The following is a 25,458-nucleotide window of genomic DNA, read 5'->3' as shown; positions in this document are numbered from 1 at the left end:
TTATTTATCTAGGTAAGGTATGCTTTAAACACCAAACTAAGTATACCAACTAATAGTACACTTGCTAATACTAATACCTTTTCGTACTTATTATCTAAATCTTTAATTTGCTTCTGCAAATCGCCAAGAGATGCATTATCACTTCCACTCATATGATCATTAAGTAGCTTCCTAGTGACACCTGTTTGGTCCTGATGCTTGCCGTTATAACTTTCAGAAGCGCTGGTCAATTTCGCAAACCATATTTGAAACAATGGCTCTTCTATCGTTAGATTTATCGGACTAGGACCAGCATTAAGTACTGAAAACACAATCTTCCCTCTAAAGTGAGGATCTACATGAAACCCTGATACATTCACTAGCCCCTTGAACTTAATGCTAGCCTTTATGGATATAAAGCCCATAATATTATTAGGCATCTCGACTGTTTCATAAGTTTCTAAAAAATAGAACTCACCAGGATTAACGACTATTTGGTTATCTTCAGCTTGTCGAACCCGAAATTTGCTATCAGAGGCACAATATGAAACTCCTAAGCACAGCTCATATTTATTACTGTCTATAAACTTTGGTCTATACTGAGGAATAATTGATTTTATTTGCTCTTTCAATTCTTTTTCGCCTAGAAAACTCATGTTTGCTCCTATATTTTACATTTTTTTATTATTATTTTAGTCGTAATAGTTTGTGATTAAAAGAATCGATACCATATAACAATAATGAACTTTTATTCGTTTAATCTTGAGCCGAAAAGACAATAATATTTTAGGCAGTCATAGGTATCACATTTTGAGGAAATAATATGGGAAGTCAAAGTAATGTATTTATAAGCCATTATGGTGAAGATGATAGTAGTTTACAAAGTTTAAAACAACGCTTAAAAAAATCTGGGCATGACATTCGTAATAGCTCCATTGATAGCTCAAAACATCGTAATCAAAAGCGACCTAGTGACGCTGTAGTAGAAAGATTATTAAGAGCAAGAATTCATTGGGCGGGCACTTTTATCTGTCTTATTGGTGAAAAGACACATACTCGACCTTGGGTGGACTATGAAATTGAGCAGGCTCATCGAAAAGGCAAACAAATTATTGGTATATATAAGCATGGTTGTACAAATAACGTAGAGTTACCTGATAATTTTAAAAAGTACGGTGGTCCAACATTAGGTTCCAATTCTTTAGATAAGCTAGGTGATGCTATATCAGGTAAAATTACACCTCTAGAGAAACCCGATGGAACTGAAAGCGACTCTTTACACACTATTGACAGAGTGAGCTGCTAAATATGTATATTTTTTCTTATAAGGTCGAGCATGATTTAGGTCTAGCACCCAACCCTTTCCATAATTTTTGTACGTTAGCTGTTTGTAAGTCTTCTATCAGACACAATAAGAACCTATCTATCGGTGATTGGGTCATAGGTACTGGAAGTAAATCTCTAGGCAATACTAACCATCTTGTTTATGCGATGAAAGTGGAGGAAAAGATTGAATTTAATGAATACTGGAAAGATGAAAGGTTTAAAAGCAAAAAACCTGTGATTAAAGGTAGTTTAGTTAAAATTTATGGCGATAATATATATCATCAAGACGCTAATAGTAAAAAATGGATTCAGGAAGACTCTGCTCATTCGCTAGATAATGGAATTACTAATGAAGGCCACATGAAAAGGGATATAGACGGAGAGTATGTTCTCGTTTCTCGAGAGTTTTATTACTTCGGCGAAAATGCACCTAAAATACCAGAAGAACTCAAGGATGTTTGTAATAAAGGCCGTGATATGAAATATAAGGCAATACCTCCAGAAGTACGGGAATCCTTTGTTTTATGGCTAAAAGATAATTATAAATCAGGTATACATGGCGATCCTGCCAACTGGAAAGATCATCTTTAGTGTATAGTCCAAAGATAAGAACGTGTGCGTCTGAAGCTATTTTTAGTGCGAATTTAAATACGATTCGGAGACGCACCTATGGAAATAAGACAATGAGGTTAAAAGAGCTTATATTAATCTTCTTCCATTCTAGTTAGATCTTCCACTCCAGCCATATCGGCCAACAGTCTTGTGTAATTAATTAATATTTTTTGCAGTTCATCTAAATCCACCCTGAACTCTTGACAAAGCTCTGAAGACAGTTCACAAGAACTAGTGAGCTTATGCCATTTTGCAGTGAATGGCCGTACAACTTGATTCAGTACTACAATAGAGATTTTAGTAAATTCTTTGCAGTGCCTGCCATCATTTTTTAGAATACTTCGTGTCGTCTGAAATAAAGAGTAAATATTTTTCAGAGCAGCTAATTCGTCTCCATGATCGTCTTCTAATGGTTGCGTAGCAATGCTTGTCAGTAATTCTACGTATAATTCCCAAGCACACTGTTTATCTTTTTCATTAGGTTGCCACTCCATATTTAGAAAGCCAGTTGTTAAGCTTAGTGAGCTAAGGCTCCAATTGTCTAGTAATTCACTCCATTTCATGTAACTAATCCTTTGTATCTGATGTTAATATTTATTATAACTGTCATTAATAAGCACAAAATATTGACTAAACAGTAGATAATAGAAGCATTTTCAAAAGTAAAAAGCTCTGACTATATCGAATGCTAGTTATTTAAATAGCACCATTAGGCTTAGCCTATTTAAATTATCGTAATAGCGTCTTAGGTTTGAAAAGGTTACCGATATTCATATGTTTAGATGGCTTTCAGACCACAATAGCATGAGCAAACATGTTAATAATAAAGCCAGTGTATATCTAGTCTCTATTTTTCTTAATATAGGTAAATTCAGCAACGTTCTTTATAAATCAGTACACTCAATAAATACCCAAGGTACTTAAGTAAGCCTGATGAAGCATAATAAGTGTCAGATATAGCCAAATTCTTGTCCGATCGCTTGGTTTTTTTCTGTACTACCCTGAGCTCATAGCCATGAAAATTTTGACGACTTCCAGTACGTATCTGACTATCTAGCTTCAAACATCGTTTTAGTTGAGTTACTTCGTTTTCACTTGAAGCTCTAATTTGCCAGTGTGGTGCATTAATAAGTTTACATCCTATCTCTAAGAACTGCTCTAACATTTTTTTCTGACTAGATTTAATCCCAAAATGGATAGATGATGTTTTTATATTCTGTTTCGCTGCAAATATTTCAACAAACATTTTTAGTTGATCGGGTTCATGAATAGACATCTGGTATGCCTTTTCTAAAGCTCTAACTAATAACTCTTGATTCTTACTACCATTCGGTGAGCTTAATAACAGTTTCTCATCGCTAGTAAAAACCTGACTTGCATTGTCATATAACTGTCTAGCTTCGACTATATTAATGCCATGTCTTATAGCAACCTCAGGTAGTAATATATCCCGCTTTTCTAAGTTAAGTCTCTGTAGCTCTTCTAAATAGGCAATCACATCAGAATACTTTTGATGAATGAAAATAGATTGTGATGCTAATCTATCAGATTCTATGATTGGCGAATTTGTAGAAACATTAAGACTATCAACAAATAGAGGGTTCTTACTAGTTACTAAGCTTTTAACTAGATACGATCTTAGCAGACCAAGTCTCACCTTTTTAGACTTTGCATCGTAAGCGTCTCTGTTTTGTCTATGTATAGTCTGATACTTTAAACCTGTAATTTGCTGAAAAACTGTATAAGGAAGTTGTAACTTAGCATCAGCTAACTGTATTCCTGTCTGCAGGTGGGCAGTATGAATGTAGTGCTCAAACGTCGTATCAGGTGTCAAATGCCCTGCAAAACTTGCCAGCCCAAACCATGTTCCTTGTGCTTTATGATAGCCAAGGATACCCTCAATAATAGTCTCGCGCTGCTTAGCATCATAATCTGTCATTATTGATGCTAATGAAGACTTACCTAGCACTAAAGCCAGTTGGCTTATGGCTGTATGTCTAAAGCTATGAAAAGTAAAGTCATGCTCTCCAAGCAATCTATCCCAAATTAACTTCATCATATTACTAAAGAACGTACTCGGTAATGGCTGTTTACCTGAACCTTGTGAGAACAAGTACTTCCGTTTCAATCGTTTTTGATGCTTAAAAAGCTCGATAAACAAATCCATCTCATCTTTTTTTAGAAGGCAGTTAATAGGTATTACACGACTTGCACTGCTACTTTTAAGCCTACGATAACGATTTGGTCTTATCCAAATCTTAGGCTCATTAATCTCTTGGTTATAATTATCAGTATAAATATCTACAATATCTGAAACTTTAATACCAATGAGCTCTTTTATCCGTAGCCCTGTTCTATAGGCAAGACTCAGAACCACTAAACAAATTATTTTCTGCTCAAGCTGTAACTTTGATTCGTCAATGTATACTTTCATAGCACGATAAATGCGAGGAGAGATGATATTAGCTTTGACGACTTGCCTATTATGATGCCACGAAAAATATACATAGGGTGCATCATGACACTCACGCTGGTAATCATGAAAAGCTCTCAAACGACCATACGTAAACCCTTGACCATCTTTAAGCTTATTCATGTACGAACGATCATTACTACCTATTAGCTTGTCATCGGAATTAGAGTCTTTATTTATGACTGATTTTTTTCGACCATCACTAGTTTTGCTCTGAATAATTTGCTCATAAATAATCTCAAAATCTTCGCCGTCCCATTTATCTATATTCTCACCGATTGTCAGCATCAACCAATCACGGCCTATACAGCCCACATACTTGCTTATGCTCTCTTGGTTTATACTTTTATCATCTAATAACTGACGTACCCATCCTAGTATGCGCTGTGCGTTTGGTTGAGGAAATTCATTCTGTAACTGCTCCATACCATCTATGGCATTTACTCTAGTATTTTTGAGTTCTTCCTGAATTGCTCTAATTAGATTTTTACTAAACGCAGGATAACTTATACTTTCTCTATTTGCATTTATAGGCTTAGAATAATCAAGTTCAAAGAACTCATCCCATTGAAGTTGTTTAACATTAGAGTTAATTTTTTCTCTGTTGTAATTAAGCAGCTTATTCTTAGGTAGGCCTGTAGTTTTAATCCTACCTTGTCTAATTGTAGCTAATGCATTGTCGATATTAGTGCCTTCTAATTGCCTCCAATGATAGTTGGCGTATTTGATCAGGTGTGAGAGGTATGGCTTTGTTTTATCTTTATTTTTCAGTGTGAGCCTTTTACTAATATCATTAATTAATGTATCAAACGATTTAGTAAGTCCCTTTTTAACAATTTCATCTTTTAGTGCGTATAAAAAGCATAGCGTCATGTCATCTGGAACATACTCAACATAGCGTTTTAATTCGCTGTCAGGAGTATCACTTGAATTTCTACTAGATGACTCCCAACACCCGTAACTATTATCGTTAATAACTAATATAATAATCGGTACACTCTCAACACCTACCGTATTACCTTCACTAGGTAAATCTATTCTATAGACTACGCGTTCGGTCAAAAGCCATTCGTAAAATGCTTTTAATACTTCAATATCATTAAGGCCACCGTAGACAATGCTACAAAATATCGCTGATTCGACCAAATCATTGGTAGTGAACCTTATCTTTCTTTGCCATATTTCTATAATTTCTCGGCTGGCTTGACTAACTTTTGACCCCTGTACGAACCAATCATAACCAATGCTCAAGCTGTCTCTTTCTGCTAAGACAGGAACAACTGGCTCATCAAGATAAACTTTATGATTTTTATTATATATACGAATAACTTCTAAGAATCCTTGACGTGCTAGCTGAAAACTAAGAGGGGTGTCGAAGTTGATTTCTAAAATGGTATTTATATCTTGGTAATAATCAAACAAATCTGTATCTTTATAGAGCGGATTCGAGTTCATATAAGACTCAACAAGGCTTATAGCTTTGTTCTTAATGCCTTCGTGAGCGCTATTACGATTCTCGGCTCTTAACTTATGTGCAACTAGATCAGCCATATACTGTTACCTCAACTTGTTTCAGATTGAGTTCACAAGCAATTTCATCCAAACAGCCACTTATCCCCTTCAGCTCATTAATTGATAGTGAGGACATTGGATGCATCGCCTCCTGATCAGGATGTTCATGACCGTAAAGAGCGCATATCAAGTGCTCTGGCGCTCTATCTACTAGCATTGATCGCAGCTGATGTCTTAACCAATTATCTTGATGACTAAAAAAGCTCTTTAACTGGTAGCGAACCCTACTAGGTGTAATGCCTGAAAACTCCTTAGGGTTTTTACTAAAGGTTTGAATAAGAGGCTGGCGAGAGTTTAAAATTTCATCTATGGGAAACTGCTCAGAGGGATATATAACGTTATGCAGTGAAGCAAATTCTTTTATATATTCAATATAATTTTGTATCGCTATAATCAAAAATTTGCTTAAAGGTATGAGTCTTCCCTGCTCTTGTCCTTGACGCTCTTCTTTATCAGAAACCCAAAATAACCCTGCTATAAAATCAAACTGGTTTAACATACCTGGCGCATGTACAACAGGTCTTATACCTGTCTGAATCATGATAATATGCCATAACCAAATACCATAGGCATTAAACTGCTCTATATAACGATCCTTTCGAATACTTAAGTTTCGCTCAAGGCGTCCATTAAAACTATCGGCTCCATTCGCTAGTTCTGAAAAGAACTTTTGACATGTCAGCTTATTTAAAGTCATCTCACTACCGATGTAACTCTGGTGCTCTATATTTTCTGATTTAGGTTTGTAGTCTTGACGAAGCTGTGAGCGGATATAAAAATGGCAATGTTTGCTCATTAACAAAATAGCACTTCTATATGTATTCTCAATACTATTAGCATCAATGCTTGTGTAGTAAAGAGGCGAGCTATGTTTAACGTCAACACCAGTGATTAAATCAGCGTGCAATGGCTCATTTAATTCATTTTTTATGATGAGATATAGAGCTGAATTTATGTGTTGATAACTGAGTGCAGGCAGGTCTAATTGTTCTTGTAGGTCTTTTAGTATTTCAGATATATCTGTATTTTCGATATTGACTGTGTTTTCTATAATGGAATATAACTGAGTAGGTAAAAGAAGTATAAATCCGTTATCAACGCTCTTACGATGTTGTAATAGATGGCTTCTACGATTCATAGTGACATTTATTATAATACTCAAAGCGTAGTATCTCCCACCTACCCCTTTCATATTACTTAGCCATGTTCGCTGGCTTTTCTCTCTACCAAGTTCATTAATGACTTCTTGAACCTTACGTCCACTAAGCAATGACATTAAGATAACTACATAGCCAAAACGACTATCATCATCCGTAACCATTGAAAGTTGCCAGACTCTATCAAACAATATTTGAATACTCAGTAAACTTAGCTGCCGCAAACTTGTTGGAAAGCCAAATTGATTGCGCCTAGTGTGACGAAAGTTATTTTTAAGTTTCCATTGCTGTAGCTCAGCAGACTTAGCAGTATACTTAGAGGGTTTAAAGTCATTATCTAAAAGCTTCTCTGGGTCATCATCAGCTAAATTTTCATTGGAAGACACATTATCGTTTTGGTGACTTATCCCAAATATAGTGGCTCTAAGTGGTTCATCATCACTATCAAGAAAAACCTTGTTTAAACCAACACTATTATTGTCAGTATCATCAGACTTGGAGTAAGTCTTGCTAATAAACGTCTTATCTTTCGCCACAACTTCATAAGCGAGTCTAATGCGACCAATCTTTCCTGCTAACTTTTTATTGACAACCTTACTTGAGGCTTCTGACTGCTTAGTTAAAACCTCATACTGGCGAATAGCATGTAGTACACTTTCTAATGAACTCTGCTGGGCATGTATACCAATAAGCTCCTTTACTATTTCAGATTGTGGATTGTTCGCATTTAACCCCATTCTGACTCTAACACCTAACTGACTCACCTTAGCAAGATGACCATCTCCACGCATTGTGATTCTTACAATGATCTGTAGATATATGCTCATAAACTGCCAGGCAATGCTTTTTCTATCTACCTCACCATACTTCTGATAAAAAAGTATCAGCATATAAGAGACAGCCCATTCTTCAATTTTCTGCTCTTTAATAATTCTAGTTGCTATGTCAGAGCATTCACCTTCTGTAAAATTAACCTCAAATACATCTATAGCGAAGTTTATATTCAAAGCAAAATTTGGTCTAAAGCCCAAAACGTAAATAATCAAATCTTGTATTCTTACAACATCAGGAGACCCTTCAGGTACTAGCTTATCAAGAACTATATCCAACTCATTCTTATTTAAATTCATCATAATTAGTTCACCAGCCAATCCATGTTTTTTGGAATACCTATCACATTGTTCTGAATAGCTTTTCTACATTGTTGATACTCAAAGTTTGCCTTTTTAATACCGGCAAATTTACAATACGACTCAACGGATAAAACATCTATGCGCATCAATTTACAAATAACTGAGCTGGGCGCTTTCTGCTTAAGCGCCTTAAATAAGTCAGGGTGATTAATATTTTTTAGGTTGACGAGTTGCACTACCTCAGCCCATGCCAGCATTTGAATATCTTTAATACTTTCTGGTGTAACAAGACATGGATAACTGTCCACGTCTCTTACTCTTAATAAGTCATTAACTCTCTCAAAATCATTAATGAAATAATATGTATCACTACTGTTTTTGATCACCCTAATAGGTGGACAATAAAACTTATCTAGATGGCTAACACTCATAGAAGATGAGCTAAGCCTAAGTTTTTGCCAAACTATTAAAGCTTGCTCAGCTTGCGGATGTACAAGCAATTTGTCTCTATTCAAATTAATGAGCTTTTGATTCGGTTTTAAGTTTGTAGTTCCCATTGTTGACTTCATTCCATAAGTTTGATTTATTATTCCTGTCTGTTCAGCCATAAATTTTGAGTGCTTGTTGATAAAGTAATATATTCCTCACCATTTTCAGAATTAATCGTAAATAGGTTAAAACGAATTTTCATAACACTAGCTTGAAGCAAAATCAGCGAAACGACTGTATTCTCCCTCAAACTTAACTTTGATAGTACCAATCGAGCCGTTACGCTGTTTGCCAATAATCAACTCAGCAATGCCTTTTTGAACTGATCCTTCGTTATAAACCTCGTCACGATAGATAAAGATTATATGATCAGCATCTTGCTCAATAGAGCCTGAATCCCGTAAGTCGCTCATAATCGGACGTTTGTCAGTTCGGTTCTCTAAACTACGATTAAGCTGCGATAGCGCAAGCATTGGACAATCAAATTCTTTAGCGAATCCTTTTAAAGCTGATGATATATCTCTAATCTGCCCTTCTCGATTGTCTTTTAGATTAGTGGCCTGGATTAACTGAATGTAATCTACTATGATTGCCGATATTCTGCCGTGTTTTTGGCGTATTCTGTTTAATGTGGCTCGCATCTGTCCTGTAGTGATGCCACTACGGTCATCAAAAATCATCGGCAACGCCTCGATACGCTTTTTGTTACTCATGATACTTTCCCAATCTTGTGCATCTAGATTTTGTCCACTAAACACTTTGCTCATATGTATGTTAGCCATACTGCTTACTAAACGCTTAACAATACTAGCTTTTGGCATCTCAAGGCTAAAGAATACAACGACACCGTCTTCATTTTGAGAAATGTTTATAGCGATGTTCTGCCCTAAAGTGGTTTTACCCATTGAGGGACGAGCTGCAATAACAACCATCTCACCATTCATAATCATTGTTTTATTATCGAGCTCGACTAACCCTGTCTTAATGTTTGGTGCAACGCCTGCAGTGGCATCGTGCTTTAAATCCTCTAAAAATTTTTCTATGAGTTGGTCAATGCTTGAGTAACCCTCACTGACTATTCCCTGCATTACTGCATTAACATCTTCAGCCGTTAAGCTCCAAGAATCGATAGGCGCTAAATCAAAATTAGAAATTCTAAGTTTTGCTCTTTCATAACATTCACTGATTTTTCTACGTTGCGATAAATCAATTAAGCGTTCTATGTAGCTTTCAATATTAAAAATCGATGGTGCAATTGTTTGCAGCTCATTCGATATATATTCGATAATAGCCTTATCTCTCTTATCGGCTAATAATTTATCGATAATCATTACTCTGTCGTATGGCTGCCCAGATGTAGCTAGTGACTCGATAGACTCATATATTAGTCGATGCGCACCTGCATAAAAGTCATCAGCTTTTACTTTTCCTACAACCTTGTCGTAGGCATTATCTGTTGAGATAAGCGTAGAAATTACAGATTGCTCAAGACCTGTGTTATATAAATGATTCATTATTTCCTCTCAATTTTTGTTTCAGCGGCAGCAATCATGGCAGCTATACTTTTAGGGTCATGCTGTTTTTTGGCTGTTGAGATTGTTTCAACAGGTATATGACTAGGGTGTAATGGAGTATGCTCATCAAGGTTGGTTTTAAATTTGTTGATTCGCTTTTTATCCATTTTCTGAAATAGGTTGACTAGCTTAGCAATGCGTACCGACTCACTAAGATTTTTTTCAAACCAGTATGAATGAAAACCATAAAGTTCTAATCTTAATTCTTGCTCATTGATGAATCCAGATAGGGGTAATACACCTGCCGCCTGTAAATGCGTTTTGTATATTTCATATTGACTATCAAAATCATCGAAAGAGGCGACAACGCTTTCTTCTGTATTTTCTTTATTAGTCTCTTCTTTATTCTCTTTAACATCACGACAGTCTGTCGCTATGATAGATGGTGCCAAGTTGACGTTATCCGCATCGTCAATCTGTCGAGATCCATCATGACAATCTGTCGTATTGGATTTAGACAATTTGTCGTTATGCTTATTTTCGGTACTTTCAAGCGGTTTTTTACCTAAGTCTGCACTAATCCTATTTAATTCTTCATAATTAATCGTATAAAAATTAACTCGGTTTTGTTTGTTGTCCGCTAGTTTTTCTACTAATAGTAAACCCATGTCAGTTAAATTTTTAAATATACGCTCAATTGTTCTTTTACTCCAAAACTTAAAATCTTGCTCACGCCATCGTTCAAACGTTTTGTAAATCCACATTTTCCCATCATATTTTGTCTTAGCGTGAGCAAGCCAGTAATGTACTTGTTGCAAAACAATCGCTTCATTAAGCCCTATCTTATTGGCAAGTGAGGGCAATACTTGTAATGGCGGTTCGTTTATCAGTAGATTACTCATATTTCCACCTAGCCTGATCTAATGATTTTAACTATAAGCTATTGAAAGTTATCGGATATTTTCTAAAACACTACATTTTCAACCTCTTAAACTTATATTTTTATAAATCGATTGCACATCTAATAACTGCTTGTAGATGATTGTTCACAGTTATCAAGATACTCATCTAGATGTCTTTTACGATATAGAACATGTCTGCCCGCTTTACTATATGTAATAGCTTGGGATTGGTGACAGCGCATATGCTGCAATGTGTGCAATGATTTGCCAATATAAGCGGCGGCGAATTCAGGTGGAAAAGGAGTTTCTGGGGCCGCTTCAATAACTTTTTGTCTTAACACCTCTTTTTCATCATCCGTATATTCTGACCAACTTTTTTTACTCATAGCATTCACTCATTTAGTTGTTGTCTAATGAAGGTAGATATAGCTCATAAGAAGACCTTAGCTTACAATAGTTCTTTATTTGTATAAATTTTGTTTATTTTATTTCTTATTATAGGTATAAATTATTAAATTAGTTAATTTTTAACATATAAGTTACATTAAAAGAATTTTTATCATATAAAGTTTCCTTTAATTATTTTATACTGAATTATAAAAAGAAACTTTTAACAACAGCAATGGATTATTTATGAGTATGGATCTTGATAAAGTGGCTGAGAGAATTAAAGATTTAATGGACTCTAAAGGCTTAAAGCAAGTTGACGTTGTAAAAGCTATAGGAATTTCCAAATCGAGCGTATCTAAATGGCTAAATGCTAAAGCCTGTCCAAGTGGGAAGTATCTTCGCCGCCTCTCTGAAGTATTAGAAACTTCTGAGTATTGGATACTAAACGGTGAATATCCTTACAGTTCTTATGAAGATATTGACGACGCTATGGACTATATGAACGCTTACGAAGAAAGTATGAGGGATCATTACATTGCAGAGCTCGGTTTAGAACCTGATCTTCCATATAGCATTCGATTTTTACAGGAGGAGTTTGAAACTAAAATGTTTAGTGAGTACGAAAAAATTGAACAACAATATCAGCTTTCTGCTGAACAAGAGCGTGAAATAGAAGAGTATGAAGAGTGGCTAGAATGGGGGGAAAGAGCGGATGATTTTATTGAAAATAGGTTAATATTGGAACAGATAAAGAAATACTCCAATTTAAGTATGTTTATAGAAGATTTTAAATATGTAGAAGAGACATTAAGATTGCAATCTGAGATTGCTAGAAGAACGAATACTAACTTAAATAAGACCTTATTTTATAATCAAGAAGATAGTTCGATGGATCCACTAATTAGTGTTGGTGCACAGTGCTCAGTAGATTTAACTAAACGCACTATAAAAAATGGCAAGTTTTACTTAATAAGAAGTAATAGTTTTTACGGGGTAAGAGCACTATTTAGGCAGTCTGATGGTGGTCTGCTACTACAATGTAAGAACAAGGAATATCCAGATGAGAAAATTTCTAAATCCAAAATAGATAGCTTAGAGGTTCTCGGTTACGTTTATGCTTGGACTAATATGGATCCTTGGTAAAGAAACGTCTTAACGCATCTCAAAGCTACTTGTGAAGAGTGCTAAATATTAGAAAAAGGTCATCTGCGCCTTTAGGAAGCATAAGCAAATAATAACCTCGACTATCCAAACGCGCTAAATTATTAGTTTAATGACAATCGCTCGAATAAGGAATGGGTCAGTGACATTAAATGCATCTGGACTACTAACGACTGTTTGTATCTAACATAGAATAAATAATTATGTGCTAGAGAGCTTATCGGCTAAGCCGCAAATAAATGTATGGCAGCTGATTCGATATGCTGCGCATTCAATGTAATAATTAAGGATAAATGGTTGGGTCAAAGTTTGATTGTTACAATCTATATAATTTAATATTTTGCATAATCTGCTGATAACTTTTTTGGTACTCTTAACTGAATCGCAGTCCGTTACATAAAAGCGCTTCATGGTATTGAAATTAACGACTAAATCTAAAGTCAGTTAAACAAACCAATTTTTAATTGCTAATTTTGATACTTATTTGATACTAGAAAAATATTGTTACATCTTTTTAGTTATAGCTAAATATAGTTAATTTAACCCTAAGTCATTGTTTATAAAAATATTTTATCTCTACTTATTGCTTACTGTTGTTAAGTATATCTAGATATTTTAGATAGATAAAGGATTCAAAATCCGTTGCCTTTAAAAGCGTGTCGGTTCGAGTCCGACCACTGGTACCATATACGAAACCCTCGCAATCTATCGATTACGAGGGTTTTTTATTGCTTGCTGTTTAAAATTGGCTGTCCTATCAAAAAAAGACCACGCTAAATTGGCTTAGCGTGGTCTTTTTTAACAGTGAATAGTGTATTCAATGCTACTCGGCTTCATCTAGCAGCTTATTGACCGCATCTGCCATGTCATCATCTATGATGTTACCTTCTAAATAATCGACTAGCTGATGAATAGTAGTCAGATCCATTTCTCGAATACCCAAACTTGCCAGTTGCTTATTAATAGACGCCAAGCTCTCAGTATCTTCAGGATTATCCAATAACTGCTCATCAAAGCTATCACTGACAAACCAATACATTTTTTCTAACACGCTCTCTCTTCTCGTCAAGGTAGAATAATTATCGCCATGGATAAACAAATTAAAATGATAAGGTATTTCCACCTCATTGATAAAAAAAGTACGCTTACACTCTAGGGTATAGGCTTGTACTTGTTTCTCTTCAGCGCCTTCTGCATCACTTATATCTTCTGCAATCTCTTCTTTTACCAAGCCTTCTAATATTTCGTAACGCCCAACTTTGACTTTGTGATTATAAATAATACAAGCGTCCGCAATCGCATCAAAAATCACCGCACTGACATCTAAGGTATGGTCGTCGATATCATAAAACGCTTTTAAAAAAGGTAAGAACTCTGTGAGCTTGTCTTCTGGCACTTCGGTCAGAAACTGCTGCTCGTAAATGGCAATCATATCTTCAGGTGAATAGGTATTGGCGGTATTGGTCTCATTTCTGCCCGTAGGTTGCAAGGGTATCAGGTTATATGGATTATTATGGGTCATGCAGGACTGCCTTTTTATTGAGGTAAGCGAAAATCTATGTTCTCTATTATCTCTTATTCAGCCACTTTTAGATATATGGTTTAGGCGTTCAAATTATCCATAAAAACCACTCTAAGTTACTTAGAGTGGTTTTTATGCAACCAATACTATCTCAGTTTATTTTAAAAATGAATGTTCGCTAATTGGCCATTTGTACTTTTGGTTGCTTACGAATGCTAGAGCCATCTTTACAACTGATGGTGATACCTGTAAATCCAAACAGTATCGTAAGCAGCAGCGATAAATAACAGAAAAAGGCATAAGGCAAATATTCAAGTACCGGAACGCCTAATGCTTGACTGATAAATACCCCGCACACGCTCCACGGTACTAATGGATTGATAACCGTGCCCGCATCTTCGATAGTACGCGATAGGTTTTTGGGGTGTAAATTCAAACGCTCAAAGGTCGGACGAAACGCAGTTCCTGATAATAAGATACTCAAATACTGCTCACCGATCAGCACGTTGATACTTAAAGCTGCCATTGCCGCGGCAAAAATAGCACGTCCTGAGCTTGTCAGCATATTTCGAATACCTAACAATAACGCTGGCAAGATACCCAAAGCACGTAATAAACCGCCCAAACTTAACGCCAATATCACGATAGTCTGAGTAAAGAACATACTTTGCATACCGCCACGTGAGATCATACCCGCCACTTCACCCAGCTCTAAATTTTCGGCGGGCGTATAACCAGCAAATAGATAACCGCCGAGCTGCCCAATACTTGGCGTGCTGTGCAGATAAGTAAGCACTAAAGCGGTCGCGATTGTACAAATGATGGTATAGATGGCATTGACTCGGCATAGCGCTAATACCACTAGCACGACAAATGGTAATACGGCATAACCATGGACTAAGCCGCTATCGACCAATTGTGATTGCAGTAAGGTCACTTGACCCAAATCACCCGTACCCGTCTGGCCAGAGAAATACCAAAATAGCCCAGCTGTAATGAGCCACGCCGGTACCGTGGTATACATCATATTACGGATATGCTCAAACAAATCAATGCCGACGACAGAAGAGGCAAGCGTACAAGTATCTGACAACGGCGACATTTTATCGGCAAAAAAAGCACCTGAAACCACCGCACCAGCAGCAATAGCGACGTTGGCATCAAAGGCATTACTCATACCAATAAAGGCCACACCAAGTGTCGCGGCTGTGGTCAAACTACTGCCTAGAGCGACACCAATAATTGAGGTCAAAACAAAAGCCGAAATATAATAATACTGCGGTGAGATGAGATCAAAACCATAATACATAATGGTAGGAATAGCACCTGACATCATCAGCGCGGCGACCAGCAAACCAATAAAAAATAGTAAATAAATAGCACCAATACCACTGACAACACCCGATGACATCTGCCCCTGCATCTTCTCAAAGCTTAGACCTTTATACATACCAAGGCCTAATAAAACAACGATTGCAAGCATCAATGACAGATGCGGTACCCAGCCAAAGCCGATCATGGTCACACCCATAATCGCGATGACAACGCTGGCAATAATAAAAGCTACCTTGGGAGATAGCTCGGTAAGTACTTGTGGAGGCATAACACATCCTTATGGTGCCATCATATATACTCTGGCGTTAGGGTTGGTTTTGGGTGGGACAAGTTTAATGAGTTGCAAAGATTATTGCCAGTCTCATGACTTACCCAGTAGGCTATCGGTCTTGGCTGCCATGATAAAATCATTGCGATGCAGACCTTTAATGCTATGTGACCACCAAGTGACGGTGACCTTGCCCCACTCTACCAAAATACCTGGATGATGCCCTTCTGCTTCCGCAATGTCGGCAAGCTCATTGGCAAATGCCATCGCTGTGACAAAATTTTTGAATTTATACTGACGCTGTAATTGCTTAATGCCGTCGACTTCGATGAGCGACCAGTCAGGAATTTGTTGTAATAGCTCGCGTGCTTCTGTGTCGTCGACGGTTGGAGCGCCGATACGGCAGGCTTCACAGCTGGCTTGTGATAATGTCGTCATGATAATATCCTTTTAAGTTAACTATTATTTTTTTAATACCGTTAGGTTTAATACAGTTACGTCCGTGTTAATACTGTTTTTACAGCATCACTTTTACCCCATCGTTATTTTAACGATGCTAAATTTTTTAATGTATTAAGAGTTTTTTGGTGCATAAGTTGGTTCAAACAAGCCAAGTGCCATTGCTTGTTTGACCTTGCCCATGATGTCGCTATCGACGATATCGAACAGCGCATCTAAATCATCAATGATATAATAAATCGGCTGAATATGGTCAATGCGATAAGGCGTACGCAGAACATCAAGCAAATCAAATGCGCGGTGTTCTGGCTGATTTTGAGGTTGCTGCTGATGCTGATGGTTGGATTGTTGCAATGTATCGCTACCATTAAGCGCATAAATCGTTTCAGAAGGGGAGCTCAAGATACCGCCGCCATAGATACGGCGATTGTCAGGGTGACTACCTACCAAGCCAAACTCGATGGTAAACCAATAAAGCCGTGCCAAAAACCACCTTTCTTCTTTACTGGCATCAAGACCCAGCTTGCCATAGGTCTCATTAAAAGCGGCAAAAGCAGGATGGGTCAGCAGCGGACAATGGCCAACGATTTCATGAAAGACATCTGGCTCTTCGATATAATCCATGTCTTCAAAGCGGCGGATAAAGGTCGCTACGGGAAAGCGTTTATTTGCTAAAAGTTTAAAAAACTTACCAAAGCTGATAAGCGCAGGAACGGCAGCGGTTTGCCAGCCGGTGGTGGCTTGCAGGATTTGGTCAATGTCATTTAATTGCGGGATATGCGTCGATGGCAGATTTAGCTTTTCTAAGCCTTCTAGATAGGCTGAGCAAGCTCGATTGGGTATTTGCTTGGCTTGACGTGTAAGCAGCGCCTGCCACATGGCATTTTCATCGTCACTATAGTGGATATGACCCTGACTGTCTGGCTGATGCGAGAGGTAAGGTTGCTTCTCAGCGGTTGAATCGCTATGGCTAGCATCATCAGCGCCGAGAGCATTAGAAGACACACTCTTGGCACTGAGGAATTTTTGAATAGTATTGTTAGCTTGTAGGCGTTCCATGCCTGTGTTCCTTTTATTAGCGTTAGTACAGTCGCTTGTCGTCAGTGAATCCTAAATTTAGGTATTCTGGATTTACCACTTGAAGCAGTACCTTGCTGATTAAGGACAAGACAAATTCCTTTTGCCCTGCCCATTTATTATACTTATAAACGATTAAGCTAAAACTATGGCGTTTCAGTTTCTGGCTGACCAATCGCGCCGCGTCGGACTTGGTCACGCTCGATGGATTCAAACAGGGCTTTAAAGTTACCTTCACCAAAGCCTTCTTCATAATCGCCTTTACGCTGGATAAATTCGAAAAATACGGGGCTACCAAGGATGGTTTCAGAGAAAATCTGTAGCAATAAGCGTGGCGTACCGCCTTCTGTGGTACCGTCTAACAAGATGCCGCGCATTTGTAGTTCAGCGACATTCTCGCCGTGGTTTGGTAAGCGCTCATCCAGCATTTGGTAATAGGTATCATTTGGCGCTGTCATCAGCGGGATACCCATGTCTCTTAATTTGTCGATGCTAGATAATAAGTCATCACTCAATAGCGCGATATGCTGGATACCTTCGCCATTAAATTGCATCAAGTACTCTTCAATTTGCCCACCGCCCTGCTTTGATTCTTCGTTTAATGGAATACGAATTTTGCCGTCAGGCGCGGTCATCGCTTTACTGGTCAGACCCGTATACTCACCGGTGATATCAAAATAACGGATTTCGCGGAAGTTAAAGATACGCTCGTAAAAGTCGGCCCAATATGCCATACGACCACGGTAGACATTATGAGTTAAATGATCGATAACCTTGAAGCCAAAGCCTTTTGGATGCTTGTCGACGCCCGGTAGGTATTCAAAATCGATATCATAAATAGAGTTACCATCGCCAAAGCGGTCAATGAGATAAATAAGCGAGCCGCCGATACCTTTAATCGCTGGCAAGCGCAGCTCCATCACCCCTGTTGGCACCTCTACTGGCTCAGCGCCATTCTCGATAGCTAGCTCATATGCTTGCTGGGCATTTTTTACCCGAAAGCCCATGCTACAAGCGCCCGCGCCATGCTCACCTAAGAAATAGCTGCCATGGCTTTTTGGCTCACGGTTTAAAATAAGGTTGATATCGCCTTGGCGAAACAAGGCGACATCTTTTGAGCGGTGATTGGCAATATGAGTAAAGCCAAGGTTGCGAAATAGCGTTTCGACAAGCTCAGGCTCAGGTGAGACAAACTCAACGAAATCAAATCCTTGCAAGCCCATTGGGTTATCAAATAAATCTGCCTTTAACTCTGACATTGTCATCATCCTTAATTTCAATTGGTGGTATACATCACTAAAAATTAGCAAAAAATAAGTTTTATCAATCATTCCTATTGACGAGTGATTTATATTAGATTAGCTTGATTTATAAGACTAATCGTTTTTTTTGATTTATTTATCAGGTTTGCTTATGAATATCAGTATTCGCCAATTGAGCGCTTTTATTAGCGTCGCCGACAATGGCAGTTTTACCCGCGCCAGCGAGCAGATGCATTTGACCCAATCTGCCGTCAGTGGTTTGATTAAAGAATTAGAATCCAGCCTTGGCATCGTGTTGTTTGATCGCACCACCCGCCAGCTGTCATTATCCGTCGTTGGTCATCATTTATTGCCGCAAGCGCGGCGTATTTTAAATGAGATGCAGCTATTTGAAAATGAAGCCAGTAGCTTGACAAGTTTGGCGCAAGGTCAAGTCAGACTTGCGGTATCGCAATTTGCTGCCTCTTCAATGCCAGCCGTTATTGCTCAATTTGCTAAAGCATATCCAGATATCAGCGTGTCTTTACTTGATTGCTCAGCAGAAAATGTTTTAGAACATATTCAAAACATCGAGGTAGATTTGGGCGTCGGTACTGAGCGTGGTTTTACGGAGCCTGACGATGACATCAGCGCCGATTTGTTATATCAGCTGCCGTTTTGTGTGGTAATGCCAGATAACCATGCGCTGGCGCAAAAATCAGAAGTCATTTGGCAGGATTTAGTAGACACGCCGCTTATTACCTTGCAAGGGCCATTTATCGAGCAAGTCACCGCTGAGCTTGATGAGGAAATTGCCAGCCATATTCAGCAGGCGCGCTACAAAGTCAACTTTATGTCCACCGCCCTTGAGATGACCCGCCAAGGTTTTGGCATTACCCTGTGCTTGCCTTATATGCCAGAGGTGATAGATTGGGTAAGCGCCAATGGTTTGCAAATGCGTCCGTTGGCACAGCCGGTTAAAATGCGCCGATTCTTTATTTATCAACGCTCGTCACGCGCTTTATCACCCGCCAGTATTGCTTTTAAGCAATTTTTGCAAACTTACTTTGCCAGCCACTTTGACGATTTGCAGCGTGTTTAAGGGCAATTCAAGAGCTTATTATTTCAGTTTGGTAAAGGCTAAAATCTGTCCAAAAACTTGCTAATAAACAAAAAAATGCGTTAATTAATCAGTATCGCTGAATCTAACGTTGAGTTAATCGCCAAACTGGTTTATGCTTTTTAACGCCTTAACTCATCTCCCTTGTAAGGAAAAAAAATGTTTGAACGTATCGATTATTATGCCGGTGACCCGATTTTAGGATTGATGGACAAATTTGCCGCTGACACCAATCCAGATAAAGTCAATTTGGGTGTGGGCGTTTATTATGATGAGGATGGCAAATTGCCTGTCCTTGAATGTGTCAAAACGGCGGAGCAGCGCATTGCTGACCCTATCTCTCCTCGTCCGTACTTGCCAATGGCAGGCTTACCCGGCCACCGTAAAGGTTGTCAGGAATTGCTGTTTGGTAAAGACGCGCAAATCTTACAAGACGGTTTGGTAGCAACCATCGCCACTATCGGTGGTTCTGGCGCATTAAAAGTCGGCGCAGAGTTTATCCATGAATGGTTCCCACAATCCAAATGCTACGTCAGCGACCCAACGTGGGGCAATCACATTGCTATCTTTGAAGGCTCTGACGTCGAAGTCGGTAAATATCCGTACTACGACAAAGCAACCAGCAGTGTTAAGTTTGATGAAATGATTGCATTTTTTGAAACTTTGAATAAAAACGATGTTGTCTTGCTGCACCCTTGCTGCCATAACCCAACCGGTATGGATTTGACTCGTGAACAGTGGGATACCGCGCTAACTGTTATTAAAGAGCGTGAATTGATTCCATTTATGGACATCGCCTACCAAGGCTTTGGTAAAGACATGGACAGCGACGCTTACGCGATTCGTAAAGCAGTCGAGATGGGTCTACCCGTATTTGTCAGTAACTCATTCTCTAAAAACTTATCGCTATACGGTGAGCGTGTCGGCGGTCTATCGGTCGTGTGCCCAAGCACTGACGAAGCGGAGCGCGTTTTTGGTCAGCTAAATGCAACCGTGCGTCGCATCTACTCAAGCCCACCATCACATGGCGGCCGCGTGGTCGATATCGTCATGAACGACGAAGCGCTACATGAGCAATGGGTTGGCGAAGTTTATGCCATGCGTGACCGTATCAAAGCCATGCGCTTAAAGCTAAAATCAGTATTGGAAGAAAAAGTCCCCTGCCGTGACTTCGATTATTTAACTGAGCAAAACGGTATGTTTAGCTTTACCGGTCTGACGCCTGAACAAGTTGAAAAACTCCAAAGCAAATATGGTATCTATATGGTTTCGAACTCACGTATGTGTGTTGCAGGCTTAAATACTAGCAATATCGATTATGTTGCTAATGCCATGGCTGACGTTTTAAAAGACTAACTCTCTAGCGTAATTTAAAAAAACATGTGATTAAAAAGGTTGAGTTATGACTCAGCCTTTTTTTATGTCTGCCACTTTCTAAAAAACTGTATAAAAAACACTGCACAAAAAACCTTGCAATCTATTTGGCTATAAATTACATTATACGTAAGTAGTTAATTATAACGTAATTCAATACACGCTTTAGCAAGGAGCACCTCATGTCAACGATTGACAAAAACCTCACCTCATTTATCGATATTGCCGCCGATTCTGACTTCTCTATTCATAACCTGCCTTATGGTATTTTTAGTGATGCTAAAGACGTTACTGGTAATAACAATCGTCGCGCAGGTGTTGCTATTGGTGAGCAGGTATTAGACTTATCAATACTCGAAGCAGAAGGATTATTAAGTTTGACTGGCGGCCCCTATTTTGATCAGCCAACCCTAAACGCCTTTATTGATTCTGGTCGCGATAATTGGACCAAGGCGCGCAGCACCATTCAAACCTTATTGTCTGCTGATATTGACACACTGCGAGACAACAAAGACTTGCAGGCAAAAGCGCTGTTTAAGCAAGCAGACGTCACCATGCATCTGCCTGTTCACGTACCAGGTTTTACCGATTTTTACTCATCTAAAGAGCACGCCACCAATGTCGGTACCATGTTCCGTGACCCAAAAAACGCTCTACTAGCTAACTGGACTGAAATGCCAGTCGGTTACAACGGCCGCGCCAGTACCGTCATCGTTAGTGGCACCGATGTGATACGCCCATCAGGTCAGCTAAAGCCCAATCCTGATGAACGTCCTATTTTCTCGCCTTGTAAGCGTCTAGATTTTGAGCTTGAAACCGCCTTTGTCGTTGGTCGCGGCAATGATATCGGTCAACCGATCACAGTCGATGCAGCCACGGATCATATCTTTGGCATGGTTTTGCTCAACGATTGGTCAGCTCGCGACATTCAAAAATGGGAATACGTACCTTTAGGCCCTTTTAATGCCAAGACCTTTGCCTCTGAAGTATCGCCTTGGATTGTGACCATGGATGCGTTAGCACCTTTTAAGACTACATGCCCAACGCAAGAACCAAAACCACTGGCTTATCTCAATGAAAAAGACAGTAACAATAGCTTTGATATCAATTTATCAGTCGAGCTATTGCCTGAAAATAGCGATGAAGCAACCGTTGTTTGTGAAACCAACTTTAAATATATGTATTGGTCAATGGCGCAGCAGCTCACCCACCACACCATCACTGGTTGTAAAGTAGAAGTCGGCGACATGATGGGCTCAGGGACGATTTCGGGACCGACGCCAGACTCTTATGGCTCAATGTTAGAGATTGCTTGGAATGCCACCAAACCCGTCACTTTAAAAGGCGGCGAAACGCGCAGCTTTATCGAAGATGGCGATACTGTGATTATGAAAGGCTATAGCGAAAAAGACGGCATTCGTGTTGGCTTCGGTGAAGTACGCGGTAAAGTACTGCCTGCGCTTAGCTTTGATTTTGACAAATAGGCCTATTTCATAAAGTAATTACAAATCAGACAAGCGTAAAAAAATTACTTAGGCTGTTAGACAATTATCACCACTTAGTTTAGCGAAGTGCTGGCAGCCAATTAAGTTGGACGCTTTATCAAAAGGAGTTTGATATGAGTTTTAAAATTGAAAAAATCCATCACGTGGCCTATCGCTGCAAGGATGCTAAAGAAACCGTTGAATGGTATAAAAAATATCTCAATATGGATTTTATCTTAGCATTCGCTGAGGACCATGTCCCCTCGACCAAAGCCTTTGACCCTTATATGCATGTATTTTTAGATGCCGGTAATGGCAATGTCTTGGCGTTTTTTGAAGTGCCCAATCAACCTGAAATGGGTTTTGACCCCAATACGCCAAACTGGGTGCAACACTTAGCCATGAAGGTAAAAGACCGCGATGCGTTAATGGCGGCAAAAAAGCATTTAGAAGAAAATGGTATCGACGTAGTCGGCGTGACCAATCACGGTATTTTTCATTCTATCTATTTCTTTGATCCTAATGGGCATCGTATGGAACTTACCTACGATGATAGTACCTCAGAAGAAAAAGTCTCGATGATTACAGAAGAGATGAAACACGAGATGCTAGATGAATGGTCGCGCACCAAACGTGCGCCCGTTCATACGCAGTTTTTACATGCAGAAGAACTCGCTGAAGCAAGAGAAGTCGCACCCGTTGGTGAGTAACAGCGTCAATTTATGCAATAGTTAAAACTTACTTTATTCAGTAGTTAAGTTAAATAGCAAGTTTTGACTAGGCTATTTGATAGCGTCGTGCAATGGCTAGTATCTGCTCAACCACGTTATGTTGCTCATTCATTGGTAACTGCTCGGTGGTACCAATGATAGTAATAGCATATTCTAATGGCAAGCTTTCAGCAGATGGTTTGTCATTAGCCGTTAGCTGATTATTGCTAAGCGGCTGATTAGTGGTCGAGGTTTTGATTTCTAGTTGCGGCACAAGCACTGGAATGGTAATGGCATTAATCCCCATTAACATATCGCCAGTGACCGTAGCATAGCCTTGGGTACGAATGTTGGCGCGCAACTGGTTAAAATTCTGCCATTGCTCTACGATAGTGTCTTTATCATTTGTCTGCCATTCAGCGATAACCAATGGCTTAATAATCGTTTCTGGCTGATAACTGGCAAACAGCTGCCCTGTCGCTGATGTCGTCAATGGCATACGCGAGCCAATACGAGTGATGATACTAATCGGGCTGTCTGGCTCAACCGATTGAATGATAATCGGACCTTCGCTAAACCATTTGGCAATTTGAACCGCACAGTTTACCGTGTCTTTAATCTCTGTTGCCACATGCGTCAGGCGCTCTAATAGGTTGTGTTGATTGAAGTCCGCATGCCCAAGCGAATTTCCTCGAGCGCCAAGCCCATAACGCCCATCACTGAGCTTACGTGCATAATTTTTACGAATAAGACTGACCAAGTAGCGATGACACTTTGCCGGATGCATCTGTACAGCTTGAGCGATGTCTTTTAGCATCATAGGTTCGTTGTGATTGATTAGAACGTCTAATACTGACAATCCAATTTCAAGTGACTGCACGCCACCTTGGTTTTTATTGCTAGTAGGATTGTCTGTCAGGTTTTCAGATACGGGCATGTTTTGCTCAATTAATTATTTACTTTATCAATAATTATACCCATTTATATAACCAACAAGACAACATAATAAAAGGAATAAATAATGATGACACTTTATGGCTATTTTCGCAGCAGTACGTCTTACCGTACGCGTATCGCGATGAACCTAAAAGGCTTAGATTATGACTATATTGCGGTTAATTTGGCGCAAGATGAACAATTAAAAAACGAATTTTTAGCACTTAATCCTCAAGGATTGGTGCCTGTTTTACAAGCCGATGATTTGCTGTTATTTCAAAGTCCGGCTATTTTAGAGTGGTTGGAAGAGGTTTATCCTAAAAATCCATTATTGCCTAAAGACGCTGCGGGGCGCATGCAAGTACGGGCGTTAAGCGCAATGATTGGTTGTGATATTCATCCGCTTAATAACCGCCGTGTTTTACAATATTTACGCAATGAGCTGTCGGTAGATGAGGCTGAGGTCATAAAATGGTGTAATCGCTGGATAAGTGAGGGTTTTGCTGCGTTAGAAAAACGCTTGGTCGCTGACAAAACTCGCGGGAAATTTTGCTACGGCGACAGCCCGACCTTTGCAGATTGCTATTTGATCCCACAAGTTTCTTCGGCGCGGCGCTTTGAAGTGGACTTAAATCCTTATCCAAATATTGTCCAAATTGACGCCCATTGCCGTACGCTAAAAGCCTTTTCTGACGCCGACCCTATGCAGCAACCTGATGCACCAAACGCTTAACCTCAAAGAAATAACCTCTAAAAAAGAACTGCCCTTAATTTAGAGGTTATTAAATAGGGATAGCTTTTTATTTATATCGCTGCTCAAATCTTCATCTCTTTTTGCGTGACCGCCACTATCTTAATAGGTACCGCACATAGCCATGACATGCCGCCACTACAATAAAAGCAGCCATTTTTAAATGACACAATATAAGCAGTAAAATCATTACCACATTGATCCTTTATCGCCTGCTCATCACTTTCATCATCGACCGCACACCATACGCCCTTATAACCTCGTTTAAGTAGCGCGCGGGTTAAATCGCTCCCTTTTAGCTCATTATTCATACCAAGCTCCTTAGCTATCCTGCTTTAGCATTACTCAATCCATAAGAATGACGCGAGCTCTAACAACCTCCTATTTTATTAAAAATAATACTCCATAGGTCGTTAAATTGATTAACAACTCATTATTCTACTAGGGTGTGTTGACAATTACCGTAAATGGAT

General features: G+C 39.0%; 23 protein-coding genes. 8 read left to right on the top strand and 15 right to left on the bottom strand.

All coding sequences use genetic code 11. From position 1 onward, the window contains the following. Nucleotides 1-8: 8 nt before the first annotated feature. Entirely contained in the window at nucleotides 9-635 is a 627-nt protein-coding gene (locus tag IQ457_RS12050) for a dCTP deaminase (protein WP_200663542.1), read from the bottom strand. A gap of 167 nt (nucleotides 636-802) precedes the next feature. Between IQ457_RS12050 and IQ457_RS12045 the strand changes: the two genes are divergently transcribed. Together IQ457_RS12045 and IQ457_RS12040 are read left to right on the top strand one after the other, a co-directional pair. Beyond that, nucleotides 803-1,285 carry a TIR domain-containing protein gene (locus tag IQ457_RS12045; RefSeq protein ID WP_200663540.1) on the top strand — a complete coding sequence of 161 codons (483 nt, stop codon included), beginning with the start codon at nucleotides 803-805 and terminating at the stop codon, nucleotides 1,283-1,285. Nucleotides 1,286-1,287: 2 nt separating this feature from the next. Beyond that, the gene (locus tag IQ457_RS12040) at nucleotides 1,288-1,896 is read left to right on the top strand and encodes an Nmad2 family putative nucleotide modification protein (protein ID WP_200663538.1); all 609 of its coding nucleotides are present in this window, start codon (nucleotides 1,288-1,290) and stop codon (nucleotides 1,894-1,896) included. Between the two features lie 113 nt (nucleotides 1,897-2,009). Here the strand turns inward: IQ457_RS12040 and IQ457_RS12035 are convergent, their stop codons facing one another. From IQ457_RS12035 to IQ457_RS12005, 7 genes are all read right to left on the bottom strand, one after another. After that, the gene (locus IQ457_RS12035) at nucleotides 2,010-2,480 is read right to left on the bottom strand and encodes a hypothetical protein (RefSeq protein ID WP_193006686.1); all 471 of its coding nucleotides are present in this window, start codon (nucleotides 2,478-2,480) and stop codon (nucleotides 2,010-2,012) included. 308 nt (nucleotides 2,481-2,788) lie between these two features. Then, nucleotides 2,789-5,941, bottom strand: a complete 3,153-nt coding sequence (locus tag IQ457_RS12030) for a site-specific integrase (protein ID WP_200663536.1) — start codon at nucleotides 5,939-5,941, stop codon at nucleotides 2,789-2,791. Beyond that, nucleotides 5,934-8,252: a hypothetical protein gene (locus IQ457_RS12025; protein ID WP_200663534.1), complete on the bottom strand. Its 2,319-nt coding sequence runs from the start codon at nucleotides 8,250-8,252 to the stop codon at nucleotides 5,934-5,936. Before IQ457_RS12025 ends, IQ457_RS12030 begins: the two co-directional genes overlap by 8 nt. 2 nt (nucleotides 8,253-8,254) lie before the next feature. Next, on the bottom strand, nucleotides 8,255-8,860 hold the full coding sequence (locus IQ457_RS12020) for a hypothetical protein (protein WP_200663532.1): 606 nt from the start codon (nucleotides 8,858-8,860) through the stop codon (nucleotides 8,255-8,257). An 87-nt stretch (nucleotides 8,861-8,947) separates the two neighbouring features. Continuing rightward, complete coding sequence (gene dnaB / locus IQ457_RS12015; RefSeq protein WP_200663530.1) at nucleotides 8,948-10,255, bottom strand: replicative DNA helicase; 1,308 nt, start codon at nucleotides 10,253-10,255, stop codon at nucleotides 8,948-8,950. After that, on the bottom strand, nucleotides 10,255-11,157 hold the full coding sequence (locus IQ457_RS12010) for a hypothetical protein (RefSeq protein WP_200663528.1): 903 nt from the start codon (nucleotides 11,155-11,157) through the stop codon (nucleotides 10,255-10,257). The genes dnaB and IQ457_RS12010 overlap by 1 nt, the downstream gene beginning before the upstream one ends. A gap of 119 nt (nucleotides 11,158-11,276) precedes the next feature. After that, nucleotides 11,277-11,543 carry a helix-turn-helix domain-containing protein gene (locus tag IQ457_RS12005; protein WP_200663526.1) on the bottom strand — a complete coding sequence of 89 codons (267 nt, stop codon included), beginning with the start codon at nucleotides 11,541-11,543 and terminating at the stop codon, nucleotides 11,277-11,279. 247 nt (nucleotides 11,544-11,790) lie between these two features. Between IQ457_RS12005 and IQ457_RS12000 the strand changes: the two genes are divergently transcribed. Then, complete coding sequence (locus IQ457_RS12000) at nucleotides 11,791-12,690, top strand: XRE family transcriptional regulator (RefSeq protein WP_200663524.1); 900 nt, start codon at nucleotides 11,791-11,793, stop codon at nucleotides 12,688-12,690. Between the two features lie 841 nt (nucleotides 12,691-13,531). On the opposite strand, the gene IQ457_RS11995 is transcribed toward IQ457_RS12000, so the two are convergent. From IQ457_RS11995 to hppD, 5 genes are all read right to left on the bottom strand, one after another. Next, nucleotides 13,532-14,230, bottom strand: a complete 699-nt coding sequence (locus IQ457_RS11995; protein ID WP_144296435.1) for a hypothetical protein — start codon at nucleotides 14,228-14,230, stop codon at nucleotides 13,532-13,534. A gap of 178 nt (nucleotides 14,231-14,408) precedes the next feature. Continuing rightward, a complete protein-coding gene (gene nhaC, locus IQ457_RS11990; RefSeq protein ID WP_068405572.1) occupies nucleotides 14,409-15,833 on the bottom strand; it encodes a Na+/H+ antiporter NhaC in 1,425 nt (474 codons plus the stop codon). A gap of 93 nt (nucleotides 15,834-15,926) precedes the next feature. Continuing rightward, nucleotides 15,927-16,271 carry a 4a-hydroxytetrahydrobiopterin dehydratase gene (locus IQ457_RS11985; protein WP_068405575.1) on the bottom strand — a complete coding sequence of 115 codons (345 nt, stop codon included), beginning with the start codon at nucleotides 16,269-16,271 and terminating at the stop codon, nucleotides 15,927-15,929. A 135-nt stretch (nucleotides 16,272-16,406) separates the two neighbouring features. Then, nucleotides 16,407-17,351, bottom strand: coding sequence for a phenylalanine 4-monooxygenase (gene phhA / locus IQ457_RS11980; RefSeq protein ID WP_200663522.1), 945 nt, complete (start codon nucleotides 17,349-17,351; stop codon nucleotides 16,407-16,409). A gap of 164 nt (nucleotides 17,352-17,515) precedes the next feature. Next, the gene (gene hppD / locus IQ457_RS11975) at nucleotides 17,516-18,628 is read right to left on the bottom strand and encodes a 4-hydroxyphenylpyruvate dioxygenase (RefSeq protein WP_200663520.1); all 1,113 of its coding nucleotides are present in this window, start codon (nucleotides 18,626-18,628) and stop codon (nucleotides 17,516-17,518) included. A 154-nt stretch (nucleotides 18,629-18,782) separates the two neighbouring features. On the opposite strand from hppD, the gene IQ457_RS11970 reads away from it, so the two are divergent. The 4 genes from IQ457_RS11970 (at nucleotide 18,783) to IQ457_RS11955 (ending at nucleotide 23,298) form a co-directional block, all read left to right on the top strand. Further along, complete coding sequence (locus tag IQ457_RS11970; RefSeq protein WP_068405582.1) at nucleotides 18,783-19,712, top strand: LysR family transcriptional regulator; 930 nt, start codon at nucleotides 18,783-18,785, stop codon at nucleotides 19,710-19,712. A 177-nt stretch (nucleotides 19,713-19,889) separates the two neighbouring features. Then, nucleotides 19,890-21,086, top strand: a complete 1,197-nt coding sequence (locus IQ457_RS11965) for an amino acid aminotransferase (protein WP_200663518.1) — start codon at nucleotides 19,890-19,892, stop codon at nucleotides 21,084-21,086. Nucleotides 21,087-21,295: 209 nt separating this feature from the next. Continuing rightward, the gene (gene fahA, locus IQ457_RS11960; protein WP_200663622.1) at nucleotides 21,296-22,588 is read left to right on the top strand and encodes a fumarylacetoacetase; all 1,293 of its coding nucleotides are present in this window, start codon (nucleotides 21,296-21,298) and stop codon (nucleotides 22,586-22,588) included. A gap of 134 nt (nucleotides 22,589-22,722) precedes the next feature. Next, entirely contained in the window at nucleotides 22,723-23,298 is a 576-nt protein-coding gene (locus IQ457_RS11955; RefSeq protein WP_068405592.1) for a VOC family protein, read from the top strand. A gap of 67 nt (nucleotides 23,299-23,365) precedes the next feature. Here IQ457_RS11955 and IQ457_RS11950 read toward each other — a convergent pair whose 3' ends face one another. Then, on the bottom strand, nucleotides 23,366-24,235 hold the full coding sequence (locus tag IQ457_RS11950; protein ID WP_144296442.1) for an IclR family transcriptional regulator: 870 nt from the start codon (nucleotides 24,233-24,235) through the stop codon (nucleotides 23,366-23,368). Between the two features lie 87 nt (nucleotides 24,236-24,322). On the opposite strand from IQ457_RS11950, the gene maiA reads away from it, so the two are divergent. Then, complete coding sequence (gene maiA / locus IQ457_RS11945) at nucleotides 24,323-24,967, top strand: maleylacetoacetate isomerase (protein WP_446737547.1); 645 nt, start codon at nucleotides 24,323-24,325, stop codon at nucleotides 24,965-24,967. 83 nt (nucleotides 24,968-25,050) lie between these two features. Here maiA and IQ457_RS11940 read toward each other — a convergent pair whose 3' ends face one another. Next, nucleotides 25,051-25,296: a hypothetical protein gene (locus tag IQ457_RS11940; RefSeq protein ID WP_200663514.1), complete on the bottom strand. Its 246-nt coding sequence runs from the start codon at nucleotides 25,294-25,296 to the stop codon at nucleotides 25,051-25,053. Between the last annotated feature and the right edge of the window lie 162 nt (nucleotides 25,297-25,458).

Origin of the sequence: Psychrobacter sp. M9-54-1, assembly GCF_016613355.1 — a bacterium.
Lineage (GTDB): Bacteria > Pseudomonadota > Gammaproteobacteria > Pseudomonadales > Moraxellaceae > Psychrobacter > Psychrobacter faecalis.
The sequence above is the reverse complement of the archived record's forward strand: the minus strand, read 5'-3'. Positions and strand labels throughout refer to the sequence as shown.

Bases quoted from the DNA above. Each gene is read 5' to 3' on its own strand.
- IQ457_RS12050 (WP_200663542.1), bottom strand. From the start codon at position 635: ATGAGTTTTCTAGGCGAAAAAGAATTGAAAGAGCAAATAAAATCAATT.
- IQ457_RS12045 (WP_200663540.1), top strand. From the start codon at position 803: ATGGGAAGTCAAAGTAATGTATTTATAAGCCATTATGGTGAAGATGAT.
- IQ457_RS12040 (WP_200663538.1), top strand. From the start codon at position 1,288: ATGTATATTTTTTCTTATAAGGTCGAGCATGATTTAGGTCTAGCACCC.
- IQ457_RS12035 (WP_193006686.1), bottom strand. From the start codon at position 2,480: ATGAAATGGAGTGAATTACTAGACAATTGGAGCCTTAGCTCACTAAGC.
- IQ457_RS12030 (WP_200663536.1), bottom strand. From the start codon at position 5,941: ATGGCTGATCTAGTTGCACATAAGTTAAGAGCCGAGAATCGTAATAGC.
- IQ457_RS12025 (WP_200663534.1), bottom strand. From the start codon at position 8,252: ATGATGAATTTAAATAAGAATGAGTTGGATATAGTTCTTGATAAGCTA.
- IQ457_RS12020 (WP_200663532.1), bottom strand. From the start codon at position 8,860: ATGGCTGAACAGACAGGAATAATAAATCAAACTTATGGAATGAAGTCA.
- dnaB (WP_200663530.1), bottom strand. From the start codon at position 10,255: ATGAATCATTTATATAACACAGGTCTTGAGCAATCTGTAATTTCTACG.
- IQ457_RS12010 (WP_200663528.1), bottom strand. From the start codon at position 11,157: ATGAGTAATCTACTGATAAACGAACCGCCATTACAAGTATTGCCCTCA.
- IQ457_RS12005 (WP_200663526.1), bottom strand. From the start codon at position 11,543: ATGAGTAAAAAAAGTTGGTCAGAATATACGGATGATGAAAAAGAGGTG.
- IQ457_RS12000 (WP_200663524.1), top strand. From the start codon at position 11,791: ATGAGTATGGATCTTGATAAAGTGGCTGAGAGAATTAAAGATTTAATG.
- IQ457_RS11995 (WP_144296435.1), bottom strand. From the start codon at position 14,230: ATGACCCATAATAATCCATATAACCTGATACCCTTGCAACCTACGGGC.
- nhaC (WP_068405572.1), bottom strand. From the start codon at position 15,833: ATGCCTCCACAAGTACTTACCGAGCTATCTCCCAAGGTAGCTTTTATT.
- IQ457_RS11985 (WP_068405575.1), bottom strand. From the start codon at position 16,271: ATGACGACATTATCACAAGCCAGCTGTGAAGCCTGCCGTATCGGCGCT.
- phhA (WP_200663522.1), bottom strand. From the start codon at position 17,351: ATGGAACGCCTACAAGCTAACAATACTATTCAAAAATTCCTCAGTGCC.
- hppD (WP_200663520.1), bottom strand. From the start codon at position 18,628: ATGTCAGAGTTAAAGGCAGATTTATTTGATAACCCAATGGGCTTGCAA.
- IQ457_RS11970 (WP_068405582.1), top strand. From the start codon at position 18,783: ATGAATATCAGTATTCGCCAATTGAGCGCTTTTATTAGCGTCGCCGAC.
- IQ457_RS11965 (WP_200663518.1), top strand. From the start codon at position 19,890: ATGTTTGAACGTATCGATTATTATGCCGGTGACCCGATTTTAGGATTG.
- IQ457_RS11955 (WP_068405592.1), top strand. From the start codon at position 22,723: ATGAGTTTTAAAATTGAAAAAATCCATCACGTGGCCTATCGCTGCAAG.
- IQ457_RS11950 (WP_144296442.1), bottom strand. From the start codon at position 24,235: ATGCCCGTATCTGAAAACCTGACAGACAATCCTACTAGCAATAAAAAC.
- maiA (WP_446737547.1), top strand. From the start codon at position 24,323: ATGACACTTTATGGCTATTTTCGCAGCAGTACGTCTTACCGTACGCGT.
- IQ457_RS11940 (WP_200663514.1), bottom strand. From the start codon at position 25,296: ATGAATAATGAGCTAAAAGGGAGCGATTTAACCCGCGCGCTACTTAAA.